Here is a 15,315-nt window from a genome sequence, read left to right as displayed (position 1 = left end):
GCGCCTCCCGTTGCGTCGTCAGCGGGGCCTACGGCCAGCTGGGCTCCGTCGCGGGCATGATCGACAGCTCGCGGATCTCACAGCCGGCCGGCTGCGACAGCGCGAACAGGATCGAGTTCGCCACGTACTCCGGCTCGATGAGCTGCGCGTCCGGGCCCGGCTTGTACTGCTCGGTCCGGCCCTCGAAGAACGCGGTGCGCATGCCGGCGGGGATGATGTTCGTCACACCGATGCGCCCGGCGGTCTCGGCGGCCAGCGCCTGCGAGAAGCCGCGTACGCCGAACTTCGACGCCGAGTAGGCCGTGCCGTCGCCGACGCCCTTGAGCGCGAGCGACGACGAGATCGTCACGACGCGGCCGTGCGTCGCCTCGAGGGCGGGCAGCGCGGCGCGCACCACGGCGGCGGTGCCGAGCAGGTTGACCCCGACGATGCGCTCCCAGTCGCCCGACGAGATGCCGCCGATCGGCGCGGGCTTGTCGATGCCCGCGGCGGTGACGACGGCGTCGAGTCCGCCGTGGCGCTCCGCGGCCTCGCGGACGGCGCGCTCGGTCGCCTCGGTGTCCGTGACGTCCACGGCGACGGCGTCGGTGCCCTCCGGGACGCCGTCGACGCGCAGGTCGAGGACGATGGGGGTGCCGCCGGCCTCGACGACCGCGGCGACGACGGCCGCGCCGAGACCGGAGGCGCCGCCGGTGACGAGGACGCGACCGATGGGGGTGGTGGGGACGGGCATGGACTTCCTTCCGGGAGTGGCGTGGTGCCGGTCCGTCGGCGGTGCCGACGGGACGTGTGTGGTGACCGGTGACGGACGGGAGGCCCGTGGCGGCGGTGCGCCGTGCCTCCCGTCCGACGTGTGGTCGGGGTGGGTCCTCAGCCGACCGCGGCGAGTGCCGCGGCGAGCCGCGTGGTGGACCGACCGGGGTGGAACGGGACGGTGACGACCCGACCGCCCCACTCGGCGAGCGTGGCTGCCTCGGGGAGCTCGCTCGCGGCGTAGTCGCCGCCCTTCGCCCAGACGTCCGGGCGGAAGCGGCGGAGGGCCTCGTCCGGGGTGTGCTCGTCGAAGACGACCACGGCGTCGACGCAGTCGAGCGCGAGCAGCAGCTCGACCCGGTCGTCCTGCGTCATGATCGGGCGCTCCGGCCCCTTGAGGGCGCGCACCGAGTCGTCCGAGTTGAGGCAGACCACCAGGCAGTCGCCGAGCGCCCGCGCTGCGGAGAGCGTGCGGGCGTGCCCGGCGTGGAGCAGGTCGAAGCAGCCGCCGGTGGCGACGACGGTCCCACCGGCGCTGCGGACGTCGTGCACGACGCGCAGCGCGTCGCGGTCCACGCCGGGGACGGGCACCGGAGCCGGGCCGTCGTCGGCGAACAGCGCGGTCACGCCGCCGGCTGCGAGGTACTCCGAGGCAGCGAGCACGCCCGCGGCGACGGCCTCGGCGACGTCAGCACCCTCGGCGAGGGCGATGGCGACGCCCGCGGCGAGGCGGTCACCGGCGCCGCACGGGTCGCCGGCGGTGACCGACGGGGCCGGGACGAACCGGCTGTCCAGCGCGGCCGGCCGGGTGCCGTCCCCGCTGCGGCGCGACGCGACGAGGGCGCCGCGGTCGCCCATCGTGACGGCGACGGCGTCGACGTCCCAGGTCCGGACGAGCTCGGCCGCGGCGTCCGTGGCGAAGGGCACGCCCTCGCCGGACAGGTCGGTGAAGCGCCGGGCCTCGCTGGTGTTCGGGGTCACGACCGCGGTGCCCGCGACGGGGGAGGCACCCTTCGGGTGCGGGTCCCACACCACCGGCGTCGTGCGGGCCACGGCGGCGAGGGCGGTACGGAGCCCGTCGGCGGCCGCGACGCCACGGCCGTAGTCGGCGACGACGATCGCGTCGGCGCCCTCGAGCGCCGCGGTCATCTCGGCGGTCGTGCCGGGGACGGGCGGGGTGGCGCACCCCTCGTCGATGCGGACGAGCGCGTGGTCGACCACGCGGACGCGGGTCTTCACCGGGGTCGGCGCACCGGACGGACCGGCGACGACGTGCACGTCGGGCAGCAGGGCGCGGATCTCGTCGGCACGATCGTCGTCGCTCAGCACGGTGACGAGCGTCACGTCGTGGCCGTCGCGTACGAGCATCGAGGCGACCAGGCCGGCGCCCCCGGCACGACGGTCGTCGGTCCGGACGTCGACGACCGGGACGGGGGCGTCCGGGCTGAGCCGTTCGCTCGTGCCCGAGACGTCGACGTCGAGCAGGGTGTCGCCGACGACGACGATGCGACGCCGGGTGCCGTCGCCGGAGCCCGGCGTCGCGCTGGCGGTGCGCTCCGTGCCGCTCACCGGCGGCCGCCGCGGCGGAGGGCCGGCTCCATCGCACGGCAGAGGGCGTGCACGAGGACGAGCTGCGCCTCCTGCACGTTGGCCGAGGGGCCCTCGATGCGGATCGCGTCGTCGACCGCGTCGGCGAGCGGGTTCGGCCCGGGGCCGGTCATCGCGATCGAGCGTGCACCGACGGCCCGGGCGGCCTCGGCCGCGCGGAGCAGGTTCGGGCTCTTGCCGCTCGTGCTGAGCAGCACGACGACGTCACCGGCGCGCGCGTGCGCCGTCACCTGGCGGGCGAAGACCTGGTCGTAGCCGTAGTCGTTCCCGATCGCGGTGACGGCGGAGCTCTCGGCGTGCAGGGAGATCGCCGAGTACGCCGGACGGTCCCCGTCGAAGCGACCGGTCAGCTCGGAGGTGAGGTGCTGGGCCTCCGCCGCCGAGCCGCCGTTGCCCGCGGCGAGCAGCCGACGGCCGGCGACGAGCCGTGCGGCGATGTCGTCCGCCCACGCCGCGATGTGGTCCTTGTGGTCGACGAGCGAGGCGATCACGGGCACCGAGGCGGCGATGTGGTCGACGACGGTCCGGACGCTGGCGCTCTCGGTCTCCGGCTCACGCGTGCCGGTCTGCTGCTCGATGGTCATCGTGCGGTCCTCTCCGTCGGGTGCGGCAGCACCGCGGGCGTCGGGCGGGCGGTCCGTCCGGCGCGTCCGGGACGGGCGCCCGGGATGGTCGTGGCGGGGGTGATCCCGACGGGGTCGTTCGACACGGGTGCCGTGTCGGTCCCGGTGGCCGCGACGGCGGGCGTGGCGAGGCCGTTCGCGGCGCCGGCGACGAGGCGCTCGTACACGCGCTCGCTCTCGGCGGCGACCTTGTGCCAGGTGTACCGGGACTCGGCGCGCTCGCGACCCGCGCGTCCGTACGCGTCGCGCCGCTCGCGGTCGTCGATCAGCGCGCCCACGGCGGCGGCCACGGCCTCCTCGTCGCGGGGCGGGACGTGCAGGCCGGTGGCGTCCTCCACGACGGTGTCGATGAGTCCGCCGACGCTCGACGCGACGACGGGACGACCGCACGCCATGGCCTCGAGCGGCACGATGCCGAAGGGCTCGTACCAGGGGGCGCACACGACGACGTCGGCGCTGCGGTAGACGGCGGGCATGTCGTGCTGCCCGAGCTGGCCGCGGAAGCTCACGTGCTCGCGCACCCCGAGCGACCGGGCCAGGGCGTCGAGGCGCTGGTACTCCGGGTCGTCGGCGAGGTCGGCTCCGGCCGTGCCGGCTCCGCCGACCACCACGAGCTCGGCCTCGCGGCCCTCGTCGAGCAGCTTCGCGAGCGCGGCGATGGTCGTGCCGACACCCTTCCGGCGCACCAGGCGCGACGCGGTGAGCACCCGGAAGGGGCGCCCACGCTCCTCGACGGGGCCGTCCGGCCGGAAGAGCTCGGTGTCCACACCGCACGGCACCACGGAGATGGCGTGCAGCGGCACGCCGAGGGTCTTGAGCTCGAAGGCCTCGTCGGAGCACGTCGCGACGACCTGGTCGACGCTCCGGCCCACGGCGGGCTCGATCCACTCGCGCTCCGCGGGACTCGTGTCGGCGGTGCCCTGGTGGCGACGCTTCACGACGCCCAGCGCGTGGAAGGTCTGCACGACCGGGATCCGGACGCCACCGGTGCGGGCGTGGACCTGCTTGACGGCCTCGAGCGCGGCGTACCCGGACATCCAGAAGTGCCCGTGCACCACGTCGGGGCGGTCGACGAACCACTCCGCCGCGAGCACCGAGGCGAACGTGTCCATGAACGGGAACAGGTCGTCCTTCGGGACGTGGCGGGCGGGCCCGGCGTCGACCTGCACGACCTCGACGCCCGGGCGCAGCAGCACGCGGACGGGCTGGTCGGCGTCGTCGCGCCGCGTGTACACGGTCACCTGGTGGCCGCGGTCCGCGAGGGCCGCGGACAGCTCGGCGACGTGCACGTTCTGTCCACCGGCGTCGACTCCGCCGAGCACCGCGAGCGGGCTCGCGTGCTCGGACACCATCGCGATCTTCATCGGAGGCTCCCTTCCAGCGCGGCGTCCGCCGCGCGTCCGCGTCGCGCACCACGCGCGACGGCGTCGTCGAGGAGGTCGTCCCAGTCCGCCAGGTACCGGCCGAGCGCGTGCCGCTCGAGCGCGGCCTCTCGGGCGACGGCACCGCGGCGACGGGCCTCCTCGGGGTCCTCCAGGAGCGTCCTGGAGGCACGGACCAGCTCGTCGACGTCGGTCGCGATCGCGCCGGCCTCGGCGGGCACGGTCCGTGGTGCGTCGGTCGTCGCGAGCACGAGGACCGGCATCGCCATGTGCATCGACTCGATCAGCGACAGGCCGAGCGACGTCCAGCGGTTCGGGTGCACGTACGCGCGTCGTTGCGCGAGTGCGGCGTGCATGGGGTCTGCGGGGACGTCGCCGAGGGCGACGACGCGGTCGCCGAACCCGAGTTCGGGGAGCCGGTCGGTGCCCATGCCCCAGAGGTCGACGGGTGCGACCTCGGCGAAGCGGGGGAGCAGGTCCGTGCCGACCACACGGCCGCGGCGGACCGGTTCGTTGATGACGACACCGAAGCGCTCGAGTGCGCCGGTGTAGAGCGGGCCCGGGTCGACGACGCCGTGCTCGACCACCGTCGTGCGGGTCGTGCCGCAGTCCCACATGAGGGCGTTCCAGTGCGTGACGTGCGCGATCACCAGGTCGTCGCGGTCTCGCATCGGGTGCAGGCTGCTCGGGACGTCGACGCGCGGGGCGTTGTGCTCGACGAAGACCACGGGGACCTCGCGGCCGCGGAGCAGGCGACGGGCCTCCTCGAGCTCCTCGGTGCGCTGCAGGACGACCACGTCGACCTCGGCGTCGGCGACGTCGGCCGGGTCGATCTCGATCGCGTTCGCCGGCCAGTCGCGGCCGCCCCGCCCGAGCCCCCAGCCGTCGCGGGCCGGTGTGGTGGGGATGAGGTACTCGTGGGGGCCGCGGACGAAGGCGTCCATCCAGCCGCCGTGCACGTGCCACACGAGGATCCGCATGCAGGGCCTTTCGACGGTTCGGTGCCCCTCCGGACAGCTGCCCCGCCGGCGCTCGCGCGCGCTGCGCGGGTGCCGGGAAGAGGAGCAGGAGGAGCAGTGGCGCACGCTACGGGAGCACTGCTGGTCCTCCTCGCAGCTTCTCCTGCTTCATCCGCTGAGCGCACTGCCGTCCGCGACGGCGCCGGGTCCGGTGCCGCGCGCCAGCAGGCGTCCGTGTGCGTCGAGGACGTCCTGCACGCGCACTCCGGACAGGCACGGGTGGCCCGGGACCGGGCACTCCCGGGCACGGCTCAGGCGGCAGGCGGCGGTCTGGTCGCCGAGCAGTTCCACCTCGGGTGCGTACGGGGCCCACTTCACCGCCGGCACCACCGGCGAGAACAGGCTGACGATGCGCGCCCCCACCGCGGCGGCGAGGTGTGCCGGACCGGTGTTGCCGACGACGACGACCTCGGCGCCGGCGAGGACCGCGGCGAGCTCGGCGGGCGACGTCCGACCGCCGAGGTCGACCGCGGTGTCGCCCGCGACGGCGGCCGTGAGCGCCCGCTCGCCGGGGCTGCCCGTGACGACCACGGGGATCCCGCGCTCGGCGTAGGCCGCGACGAGGTCACGGTGGTGCTCCTCCGGCCAGGAGCGCGCCGGGACGCTCGCGCCGGGGTGGACGACCACGTAGCGGTCCAGGGCGGCCACCTCGGGTGGTGCGACGGCGTCGATCCGCACCACGAGCCTCCCGTCGTCATCCGCCGGCAGGGCGAACCCGGCGGCCTCGGCGATGCGGAGGGCGCGCTCCGGCTCCGGGAGGTCCTCCGGCAGGTCCTCGCCCGGGCGGAGCCGCACGTCGAGCAGCGACCCGGGGTGGTCGACCGAGGCACCGGAGACCCGGGGCACCCCGGCCAGGCGGAGCAGCAGGGCGACCGGCAGGGGCGACTGGTGGAACGAGGTGAGCACGACGGCCTCGTCGGGCTGTTCCTCGGTGACGAGCGCACGGAACTCGCCGAGCAGCGCGTCGTCGATCGGCCGCGCGGTCTCGGTCACCCAGGGCGCTGCCCAGACCCGCACCCGGTCGACCCCGGGCAGCAGGTCCGCGGCCGGGGAGCCCTGGGGGCCGCAGAGCATCGTGACGTGCGCGGCCCCCGCGGCGACGGCGCGCACCGCGGGGCCGGCCACCAGGACGTCGCCGAACGAGTCGAGCCGGACGACCAGGACGCGCGGACCGGTCCGCTCGTCGGCCGTGGTCGACTCCGCACCCTCGGGACCGCGCTGCTCGGCGCGGCTCACGCCCGGGCCGCCGGGACCCGGGCCAGCACGAGGGAGACGGCGTCGTCGAGGGAGCCGGCGACGGTCTCCGCCGCCTCGACCTCCTCGGCGCGCGTCCGCGGCGTCGGCACCAGCACGCCCTGCGCACCCGCCGCCGCCGCCGCACCGACGTCGGCGCCGATGTCCCCGACCACCACGATCTCGGACGGGTCGAGCCCGAGCCGTCGCGCGGCGTCGAGCACCATCCCCGGACGCGGCTTGCGGCACGCACACCCGTCGCCGGCGTCGTGCGGGCAGACGCACCAGACGTCGAACGGGCCGACCAGCTCGTCCACGCGGGCGTTCGTCGCGTCGACCTGCTCGCGGGTCGCCAGGCCCTTCGCGATCGCCGACTGGTTCGTCACGACCCCGACGCGCAGACCGGCGGTCCGGGCGCGCTCGACCGCGCGGTGGGCGCCGGGCACGGGGACGACCTTGTGGGGGTCGGCGTTGTACGGGACGTCGATGACGAGGGTGTCGTCACGGTCGAAGAGCAGACCGCGGACGGCGCGGTCCTTCGCGAGAGCCATGCTCCTTGGTACCGTCCGCCGGCCGGGAACCGGCCCAGGCGCGGCCGGATAGCGTCGGACCGTGACCGCCGTCCCCGCCCTGCCCCCGTCCGACGGACGCCCCGACCTGCTCGTCCTGCGCGCCATCAAGCTCGGGGACGCGCTCGTCGCCGTCCCCGCACTGCACGCGCTCCGCCGGGCGTTCCCCGGCCACCGGATCACCCTGGCGACGACCGCGTGGCTCGCCCCGGTCGTCGAGCTGCTGCCCGTCGACGTGCACCTCGCGCAGCACGGGCTCGACCACCCGATCGCCGCCCCCGCCGGAGCGGTCGACGTCGCGGTCAACCTGCACGGTGCCGGGCCGGAGTCGTCCGACCTCGTCGCCGCACTCGGTGCCCGGCGGGTGATCGGCCACGCCGACCCGACCCACGGGTACGAGGGCCCGGAGTGGCCGGACGACGTCCACGAGCGGGAGCGCTGGGCGGACCTGCTCACCTGGCACGGCATCCCCGCCGACCCCGACGAGGTCGCCATCGCCCGCCCGGCCGCCCCGTCCGCCGCGCCGGGTGCCGCGGTCGTGCACATCGGTGCCTTCCACGGTGCGCGGCACTGGCCGACCGACCGCTTCGCAGCCGTGGTGCGGGGGCTCCGCGAGCGCGGCCTCGACGTGGTCCTGACGGGAGGCGCGGACGACGTCGAGCGCGCCACCGCCGTCGCGCAGTCGGCCGGGTTGCCGCCGGAGGCGGTCCTCGCGGGCGCGCTGGAGCTGCGGGCCTTCGCCGGCGTCATCGCATCGGCAGCGCTCGTCGTGACCGTCGACACGGGGGCGGCCCACCTCGCGTCCGCCTACGGGATCCCGTCCGTCGTGGTGTTCGGACCGGCGCCGCCCGAGGCCTGGGGACCGCCCGCCTCCGGTCCGCACGTCGTGCTCACCGACGCGTCCGTGCGCCGCGGGGACGTGTTCGCGGAGGACCCGGACCCGGCGCTCCTGGCCGTCGGCGTGGACGACGTGCTCGCCGCCGTCGACTCGCTCCCGGTCGCCCCCGCCACTTCGCCGTGAACCCGCCGAGGGGTCGTCGGTAGCGTCGAGGCGTACCTGTCCTGCTCGAAGGGAGCGCCCCGTGTTCGAAGCCGCCAACATCCGTGACTGGATCGGCCTGCCCGTCGTCGACGAGACCGAGGACAAGATCGGCACGCTCGAGAGCATCTACTACGACACCGCGACGTCCGATCCCGCCTTCGGCGCCGTCACCACCGGGCTGCCCGGGTTCCAGAAGCTGCTCTTCGTCCCGCTCGTCGGTGCGACGGTGGCGCCGAAGCACCTGCTCGTGACGTTCCCGAAGAAGCTCGTCAAGGACGCCCCGACCATCCCGACCGACGGTGAGCTCGAGGCCTCGACCGAACCCGTGCTGTACGAGCACTACGGCCTGCAGTACCAGACCGGCAGCAACGGGGAACGGCGCCTGGGTCGTCGCTGACACCGGCACCCGGGACGGGCAGGTAGCCTTGCCCGTCCCGTCGTCGCGTCCACCCGGAGGACCCCCTGCAGCGCACCACCCGCTCGAAGCGGTCGACCGCCGTCGCCCTCGTGCTCGCGGTCCTCGCCGCGGTCGTCGTCGCGCCGTCGGGCCCGGTCGCGGTCGCACCGACCGACGGCGCCGTCGCGGCGCCGATGTGGCCGGTCCCGGAGCCGTACCCGGTGACGGACGACCCGGCCGAGACGCTCGCCGACCTGCCGCCGGGCAGCGAGTACGTCGCACTCGGCGACTCCTACTCGGCCGGCTACGGCCTGGGCGACCCGACCCGGCTGCCGACGAGCGCCTGCGCGCAGTCGGCGCGCGACTACCCCCACCGGCTCGCGGCGCGCTTCGGACTCGACCTGACCGACGTGACGTGCGCGGGGGCGACCAGTCGTGACGTCGTGTCGGGGTACCAGTTCCGCGGGGTGCCGCCCCAGGTCCGGGCACTGTCCGAGGACACCCGGCTGGTCACGCTGACGATCGGCGGCAACGACGCCGACCTGTTCGGCACCGCCGCCTCCTGCCTGGCGCTGTCCTCCCGCGGCCCGGTGTTCTCCGGTCGGGACGCCCCGTCGTGCCGCAGCACCCTCGTGCACGACGGGGTGGACGACCTCGACGTGCGCATCCGGTCCCGGGTCGCGCTCGGGATCGCGGACACGCTCGCCGCGGTCCGCCGGGCCGCGCCGAACGCGGTCGTGGTCTTCCTCGGCTACCCGGCGATCTTCCCGGACGCGGCCCACACGCCGGCGCGGGGGTGCTTCCGCTCGGCGCTCGACCTCGGCTCGCTCGTGGGGTCCTTCCCGCGGGACACCTACCCGTTCACCGACGGCGACGTCCGGTACCTGCACGGGGTCCAGGAGTCGCTCGACGAGGTCTCGGCGTCCGCTGCCGAGGCGGCCGGCGTCCCGTTCGTCGACGTGTTCGCCCGGTCGCAGGCGCACTCGGCCTGCGCGACCGACGACCCGTACGTCGCGGGTGTCTCGCTCTCCGGGGCGGGCGACCTGAGCCGCATCGACATGGTGCCCGGGGCCCTGCACCCGAACGGGCGCGGGGTGGCGTGGTTGACCGGGCAGGTGGCCTCGGAGCTCCGCCGGCTCGCGGACTGAGCCGTGCACGGCCGCTCGTCGTAGGGTCGATCGGTGGTCACCAGCGCCGGACTCCTGCTGCACCGTCGGTCGCCCGTGGACGGCACCCCGGAGGTCTTCGTCGCGCACATGGGCGGACCGTTCTGGCGTCGACGCCCGCGCGCGTGGTCGATCCCGAAGGGGCTCGTCGAGGACGGTGAGGACGCACTCGACACCGCGCGCCGCGAGTTCGCCGAGGAGATCGGGGTCCCCGCACCGACGGGACCCGTGCTCGACCTCGGCGAGGTCCGCCAGGCCTCCGGGAAGCGCGTCCGGGTCTTCGCGGCACGGGCGGACGACTTCGAGGTCGACGAGGTGCGGAGCAACACGGTGCAGGTCGAGCTCCCGCGCGGTTCCGGTCGGTTCGTCGCGGTCCCCGAGGTCGACGACGCCCGCTGGTTCGGCATCGAGGAGGCGCGCGGGGTGCTCGTGTCCGGCCAGGTCGTCGCGCTCGACCGGCTGCTCGCCGCCCTGGAAGGCCGGTGATCCGCGACCCGCACCGGGGCTGTCCCTCGTCCGCGCTGCCCGGATAGCCTGAGCAAGCGTCGGGTATTCGTCGGCGCCGACACAGGGGAGCACACATGCGCAGATGGCGCACCGTCATCGCCGGCGGCATCGCCGTCGCACTCGGGGCAGGACTGGCGGTGAGCGGCGTCACGAGCGCGACGGCCGCGACCACGGGGAACTGGGCCACCGTCACGGTGGACGGCACGAGTCGTGCGTACACCGGCTCGATCGCGCTCCCGGGGTTCCCGGACACCACCTTCACGTCCACCTCCCGGCAGGCCACGGTCGTCTCCGGCGCATCGACCTGGCAGGGGGCGTCGACGCCGCCCGGCAGGGTCTACGGCACCAGTCGCGGTGCGACGTACCTCAACCAGCGGCCGGCGGCGGACGACGCGCGGAGCCCTGCCGTCACGACCTGGACGTTCGACGGTGGGACGCCAGGGGCCGGCGGTTGGTCCTTCGTCCTGGGCGACGTCGACGCCGACCAGGCGACGATCTCGGCGACCCTCGCGGACGGCACCCCAGCCACCGTGGACCAGCTCGGCTACGCGGGTTCGTACAACTCGTGCTCGACCGTCTCGCCCGGCGGGTGGAGCTGCCCGCGCGATCCCGGAGGCGTGGCGGCAGGTCAGGACCTGCCGTCCTGGGACCCGGCCACGGGGGTGCTGCGGGGCAACGACGCCGCGAACGACACCGCCGGCGCGAGCGCATGGTTCACACCGACGGCGTCGCTCGCGACGCTGACCATCGCCTACCAGCAACGCAGTGGCCTCCCCGTCTACCAGACCTGGTTCGCGAACCGGACCTCGTCCCTCTCCGGCACTGCGGCACTCGACGGCGAACCACTGGTGGACACGCTCGTCACCGTGACCGCTCCGAACGGCACCGAGTACACGACGACCACCGGTGCCGACGGTGCGTACACGTTCCCCGCGCTCACCCAGGCCGACGGGTACCGGGTGTCGATCGCGACCCCGGACAACGCGGCGGTCGACCGCGCTCCCGCGGTGGTCGACCTCCGGACCGACGTCACGGACGCCGACTTCGTCCTCAGCACGGTCCCGGGGACCGTCGACCTCGACGGCTCGGTGGTCGACGCCGACGGCCGCCCCGTCGCCGACGCCGAGGTGACCGTCACGGACACCTCGGGGCTGCCCCTCGCCACCGTCGTCACGGACGCGGACGGGCGCTGGCGTGCCGTCGGCCTGCCGGCCGGCACCGCGGTCGTCGCGACGGTGAGCGGTGCCCCGCCGGTGTCGGGCTCGACCGGTGCCGACGGTGCCCCGGTGGCTGCGCTCGACCCGATCGTCCTGCCGATCAGCGTGGGGACGATCACGGGCCGCGTGACGCTCGACGGCGGCGCCCCCGCCGCACCCGCGCTCGTGGAGGTCCTGCAGGGCGGTGGCGTGGTGGCCACCGTCGAGACGGACGCCGACGGCACCTACGGTCTGGCGCTCCGGCCCGGCACCTACACCGTCCGTACCGAGGCCGCGGTCGCCGGTGCTCCGGAGCCGACCGAGCTGACGGTCGAGGTCACCGCCGACGGCACGGTCCGAGCGGACTTCCCGTTCACGACGCCGGTGGCGGTCACGGTCGGGCAGGCCGGTTCCGTCCGCTACGAGGACGGCACGCCCGTCGTGGACACGACCGTCACCGCACGGCCGGTCGAGGCCGGTTCGGGTGCCGTGGTCACGGTCGAGACGACCGCGGACGGCGGGTACTCGCTCGCCGGGTTGACGCCGTCGACGGAGTACGCCGTGAGCGTCGAGGGGGCCCCCGTCCGGACGGTCACGACGCCCGCCACGGGGACCGCCGCCGACGCCGTCGACTTCGTCCTGCCCCTGCCGACGGTCGACCAGCCGGGCACGGTCAGCGACGCGGACGGCGCCCCCGCCGCGGCCGTCCCGGTCGTGGCGACGCTGACCGGTGACGACGACGGCGAGCCGGTCAGCACGACCACCGGCGACGACGGCACCTTCGTGCTCGAGGGGCTCCGCCCGCTGACCGAGTACACGATCACGGCCGGGACCGGCTCCGAGCAGTCGGACCCGGTGGTGGTCACGACCGCCGCGGTCGGCGGCACGCCGGAGCCCGTGCGCCTCGTCCTCGCCGAGGTCGCCGGCACGCCGCAGCCCACCCCGACGGTGACGCCGCAGCCGACCGACGGCCCGACCCCGAGCGCGGCACCCGTCGCGGGCGGTACCGGCACGGGCAACGGTGGTGGCCCGACCGGTGGCGGACTCGCCTTCACCGGAGCCGACGTCACCCCCGCGGTCGCCGTCGCAGCGCTGCTGCTCCTGACCGGCGGCGGGTTGCTGTCGGTCCGCGCGGCACGTCGTCGACGGTCGGTCCCGCAGGACTGACCGCACACCCGGCCGTCGGGCTCGGGGCTCCGGGCTCCCGTGTCCCGGGCTCAGCGCCGCCGCTGCGTCCGCACGGATCCCGTCGCGGTCGACACCGTGCCGGTGGCGACGCCGATCGACCCGGTGATGGTGGCGATCGCACGGCTGACGACCGGCACCGAGCTGGTGACGACCGCGAGCGAGGACGTGATCGCCTCGACCGACGTCGTGGACAGGTGCTCCTGCGCGTGCGTGTGCACCGGGAAGCCGCGGCGCGCCGCGAGCACGACGCCGAGCGAGCCGATCAGCACGACGGCGCCGGCGAACGGCAGGTACTGCAGGCCGACCGCACCGAGCGCCTGCCCGCCGACGGCTGCCCCGCCCGCGATGCCGATGTTCGACGCGCCGTTGACGAGGGCGCCGGCGATGTCGGGGGAGACGCCGCCGGTGCGGATCGCCGCGGCCATGAAGAGGGTGCCGGTCGTGCCGTTCGCCGCCATCCAGACCCCGGCGACCACCATGGTGCCGAACAGCGAGCCGTGCACGAACGGCAGCACGGCGAAGGCGGCGGCCATCACGGCGACGGCGGCGATCAACGTCTGCCGCGGTGCCCGGTCGACGAAGGTGCCGGCGAGCCAGAGGCCGACGATGCCGGTCCCGCCGAGCACCAGGAGCGCACCGCTCACCATGCCGGCGTCGAGCCCGGCGTCGATCGCGTACGGGCCGATGTAGGTGTAGACGACGTAGTGCCCGGCGAAGAGCAGCAGGTCGGCGACGACGACGGAGAGCAGTCCGGTGCGGGCCCACGCGCGGGGTGAACCGATGTGCGGGGACGCGGTCCCGCTGACCGCCGGCAGGAACGCGACCGCGACCAGCGCGAGGACGGCTGCGGCGAGCGCGACGGAGCCGACGGCGGGGCGCCACCCGATCGTCTGCGCGACCCAGGTGGCCAGCGGCACGCCGAGGACGAAGCCGAGCGAGCTGCCGGAGTAGACGAAGGCGATCGCGCGTCCGGCCAGCCGTGGGGGCACGATCCGCGTCGCGTAGGCCGACGCGACCGAGAAGAAGAGCGCGTGTGCGACGCCGCCGACGACGCGACCCGCGCAGACGACGGCGAAGCTCGGCGCGACCGCGACCAGCACGTTCGAGACGGCGTAGCCGACCAGGGTCGACACCAGGACCGCCTTGCGGGGCAGCCGCGCGGTGAGCGACGTCAGCGGGAGGGCGAGGATCGCCACGGCTGCCGCGTACACGGTGACGACGAAGCCCATCGTCGACTCGCTGACGCCGAGGTCGCGGCTCATCGTGCCGAGCAGCCCGACCGGCATGAGCTCCGTGGTGATCGCGAAGAAGGTGGCGAGCCCGAGCACGGCGATGCCGACGATCGACCGGTTGGTGACGGTGATCGGCCGCGTGCTCGTCGACACGGCCGAGGTGGTGGTGTTGGTGGACACGCTGCTGACCTCCTCCGGGGAACGCCGGAGCGCGCGTCGGACCGGCCGTCGTGACGGCGGTGCGCGGTGCGCGCTCGCGGTGGGTGTGGTCCGGGTCGAACGACCCGGTCGGGTTGTGACGACTCCACGGCGAGTGCGCACATCCAGTGTTGCACGGAGCATCCGGATCGCGCGAGGGGGTCGCCGAAGAATCTTGTAGCGCTCCAACGAGATGCTCGGACGAGCATTCCCGATCAGTTCTCGTTCGTCACCGTGCCCTGCACACCGCCGCCGCGCAGGGTGACGGTGAGCGTGCCGCTCATCGACTGGGCGGAGAGCGAGACGTTCCCGTGCAGGGCGTCCTCACGCGGGTAGCAGGCGGTGGTCGACTCGAGCCGGTTCGCGGTCGCCACCAGGCAGATGGTCTCGCGGTCGGTCCCGACCCCGGCCCACACGTTCCACGGGGTCTCGAAGGCGCTGCCGTCCAGGGCCCGGTTCGTGAACACGAGCCGGGTCGTGCGGAGGCTCACGGGCGCCTCGACCGGGCCCGGCAGCTGGTCCGCGGAGGTCTGCGGGATGTCCAGCAGCTCCTCGAGGGTGATCGCGCCGGGTGTCGGTGTCGTGCTGGGCGCGGCGGCCAGCTGCCCGTCGGTCGTGCCCACCAGCGTGCCCGCCGCGAACGCCAGTCCGACGACCGCCGCCGCGCCGAGCGCGATCCAGGCGCGCGGCCGCGCGGTCCAGAGCAGTCCGCTCACCCGTGTCCGCCACGCGGGCCTCCCGGCCTGGAGGTCCGCCCCGCCCCCGGCGCGGACGGCACCCGGTCCCATGGCCGGTTCCTGCTCGCCCTCCGGCCCGACCGGGTCGGCGGGCGCCGACGCACCGGCTGAGCCGGGCCCGGTCCGGATCGGCCCCGCCGCCGGTGTCGGTCGGTCAGCGGTCGACGCAGCGACGGACGACCGTCCGGCCGCGCTCGTCGTGCGGGCCGCCGGACGTGCGTCGTCGGTCGTCGTCCCGGCCGGCGGCGTCGCACCCGCGACGGTGCTGCCGTCCCGCAGCCCGCGGAGCTCGAGCCGGGCGCGCGCAGCGTCCTCGGCCGCGACCCCGGCTCCCCACGCGAGGGCCTCGAGTCGTGCCCGTTCCGCCGTGACGTCCTCGTCGGCCATGCGCACTCCCGGTCCGGACGCACCGGACACCCACATGCTCCCACCCGGACGACGGCACGTCCGCCCCCCCCCGAGCGG

Annotated in this window: 14 protein-coding genes; 5 read left to right on the top strand and 9 right to left on the bottom strand. The window is 75.3% G+C overall.

Annotated elements, in window-relative coordinates; genetic code table 11:
• Positions 1-28 precede the first annotated feature (28 nt).
• The 7 genes from M3677_RS08260 to M3677_RS08230 form a co-directional block, all read right to left on the bottom strand.
• A complete protein-coding gene (locus M3677_RS08260) occupies positions 29-733 on the bottom strand; it encodes an SDR family oxidoreductase (RefSeq protein WP_066654246.1) in 705 nt (234 codons plus the stop codon).
• A gap of 137 nt (positions 734-870) precedes the next feature.
• Positions 871-2,322: a PfkB family carbohydrate kinase gene (locus M3677_RS08255; RefSeq protein WP_209682638.1), complete on the bottom strand. Its 1,452-nt coding sequence runs from the start codon at positions 2,320-2,322 to the stop codon at positions 871-873.
• Positions 2,319-2,945, bottom strand: coding sequence for an SIS domain-containing protein (locus tag M3677_RS08250; protein ID WP_066654250.1), 627 nt, complete (start codon positions 2,943-2,945; stop codon positions 2,319-2,321). The genes M3677_RS08255 and M3677_RS08250 overlap by 4 nt, the downstream gene beginning before the upstream one ends.
• The gene (locus M3677_RS08245; RefSeq protein ID WP_251160229.1) at positions 2,942-4,348 is read right to left on the bottom strand and encodes a glycosyltransferase; all 1,407 of its coding nucleotides are present in this window, start codon (positions 4,346-4,348) and stop codon (positions 2,942-2,944) included. Before M3677_RS08245 ends, M3677_RS08250 begins: the two co-directional genes overlap by 4 nt.
• Complete coding sequence (locus M3677_RS08240; protein WP_066654252.1) at positions 4,345-5,346, bottom strand: glycosyltransferase; 1,002 nt, start codon at positions 5,344-5,346, stop codon at positions 4,345-4,347. Before M3677_RS08240 ends, M3677_RS08245 begins: the two co-directional genes overlap by 4 nt.
• Before the next feature lie 147 nt (positions 5,347-5,493).
• Positions 5,494-6,546, bottom strand: coding sequence for a glycosyltransferase family 9 protein (locus tag M3677_RS08235; protein WP_251155513.1), 1,053 nt, complete (start codon positions 6,544-6,546; stop codon positions 5,494-5,496).
• A gap of 71 nt (positions 6,547-6,617) precedes the next feature.
• Positions 6,618-7,169: an HAD-IIIA family hydrolase gene (locus M3677_RS08230; RefSeq protein WP_066654254.1), complete on the bottom strand. Its 552-nt coding sequence runs from the start codon at positions 7,167-7,169 to the stop codon at positions 6,618-6,620.
• 61 nt (positions 7,170-7,230) lie between these two features.
• Between M3677_RS08230 and M3677_RS08225 the strand changes: the two genes are divergently transcribed.
• From M3677_RS08225 to M3677_RS08205, 5 genes are all read left to right on the top strand, one after another.
• Positions 7,231-8,208, top strand: a complete 978-nt coding sequence (locus M3677_RS08225) for a glycosyltransferase family 9 protein (protein WP_251160228.1) — start codon at positions 7,231-7,233, stop codon at positions 8,206-8,208.
• Positions 8,209-8,269: 61 nt separating this feature from the next.
• The gene (locus M3677_RS08220; protein WP_209682631.1) at positions 8,270-8,626 is read left to right on the top strand and encodes a PRC-barrel domain-containing protein; all 357 of its coding nucleotides are present in this window, start codon (positions 8,270-8,272) and stop codon (positions 8,624-8,626) included.
• A 110-nt stretch (positions 8,627-8,736) separates the two neighbouring features.
• A complete protein-coding gene (locus M3677_RS08215; RefSeq protein WP_066654256.1) occupies positions 8,737-9,774 on the top strand; it encodes an SGNH/GDSL hydrolase family protein in 1,038 nt (345 codons plus the stop codon).
• Positions 9,775-9,807: 33 nt separating this feature from the next.
• Entirely contained in the window at positions 9,808-10,278 is a 471-nt protein-coding gene (locus tag M3677_RS08210; protein WP_066654258.1) for an NUDIX domain-containing protein, read from the top strand.
• 95 nt (positions 10,279-10,373) lie between these two features.
• Positions 10,374-12,662, top strand: coding sequence for a carboxypeptidase-like regulatory domain-containing protein (locus M3677_RS08205; protein WP_251160227.1), 2,289 nt, complete (start codon positions 10,374-10,376; stop codon positions 12,660-12,662).
• A gap of 50 nt (positions 12,663-12,712) precedes the next feature.
• Here the strand turns inward: M3677_RS08205 and M3677_RS08200 are convergent, their stop codons facing one another.
• The gene (locus M3677_RS08200; RefSeq protein ID WP_066654264.1) at positions 12,713-14,095 is read right to left on the bottom strand and encodes an MFS transporter; all 1,383 of its coding nucleotides are present in this window, start codon (positions 14,093-14,095) and stop codon (positions 12,713-12,715) included.
• Positions 14,096-14,328: 233 nt separating this feature from the next.
• Complete coding sequence (locus tag M3677_RS08195) at positions 14,329-15,237, bottom strand: hypothetical protein (RefSeq protein ID WP_251160226.1); 909 nt, start codon at positions 15,235-15,237, stop codon at positions 14,329-14,331.
• Positions 15,238-15,315 lie beyond the last annotated feature (78 nt).

The sequence above is a fragment of the Curtobacterium sp. P97 genome, from assembly GCF_023712445.1.
Lineage (GTDB): Bacteria > Actinomycetota > Actinomycetes > Actinomycetales > Microbacteriaceae > Curtobacterium.
The sequence above is the reverse complement of the archived record's forward strand: the minus strand, read 5'-3'. Positions and strand labels throughout refer to the sequence as shown.

What these genes read in the sequence shown, in the direction of transcription:
- M3677_RS08260 (WP_066654246.1), bottom strand. Translation starts at nt 733, where the DNA reads ATGCCCGTCCCCACCACCCCCATCGGTCGCGTCCTCGTCACCGGCGGC.
- M3677_RS08250 (WP_066654250.1), bottom strand. Translation starts at nt 2,945, where the DNA reads ATGACCATCGAGCAGCAGACCGGCACGCGTGAGCCGGAGACCGAGAGC.
- M3677_RS08245 (WP_251160229.1), bottom strand. Translation starts at nt 4,348, where the DNA reads ATGAAGATCGCGATGGTGTCCGAGCACGCGAGCCCGCTCGCGGTGCTC.
- M3677_RS08240 (WP_066654252.1), bottom strand. Translation starts at nt 5,346, where the DNA reads ATGCGGATCCTCGTGTGGCACGTGCACGGCGGCTGGATGGACGCCTTC.
- M3677_RS08230 (WP_066654254.1), bottom strand. Translation starts at nt 7,169, where the DNA reads ATGGCTCTCGCGAAGGACCGCGCCGTCCGCGGTCTGCTCTTCGACCGT.
- M3677_RS08205 (WP_251160227.1), top strand. Translation starts at nt 10,374, where the DNA reads ATGCGCAGATGGCGCACCGTCATCGCCGGCGGCATCGCCGTCGCACTC.
- M3677_RS08195 (WP_251160226.1), bottom strand. Translation starts at nt 15,237, where the DNA reads ATGGCCGACGAGGACGTCACGGCGGAACGGGCACGACTCGAGGCCCTC.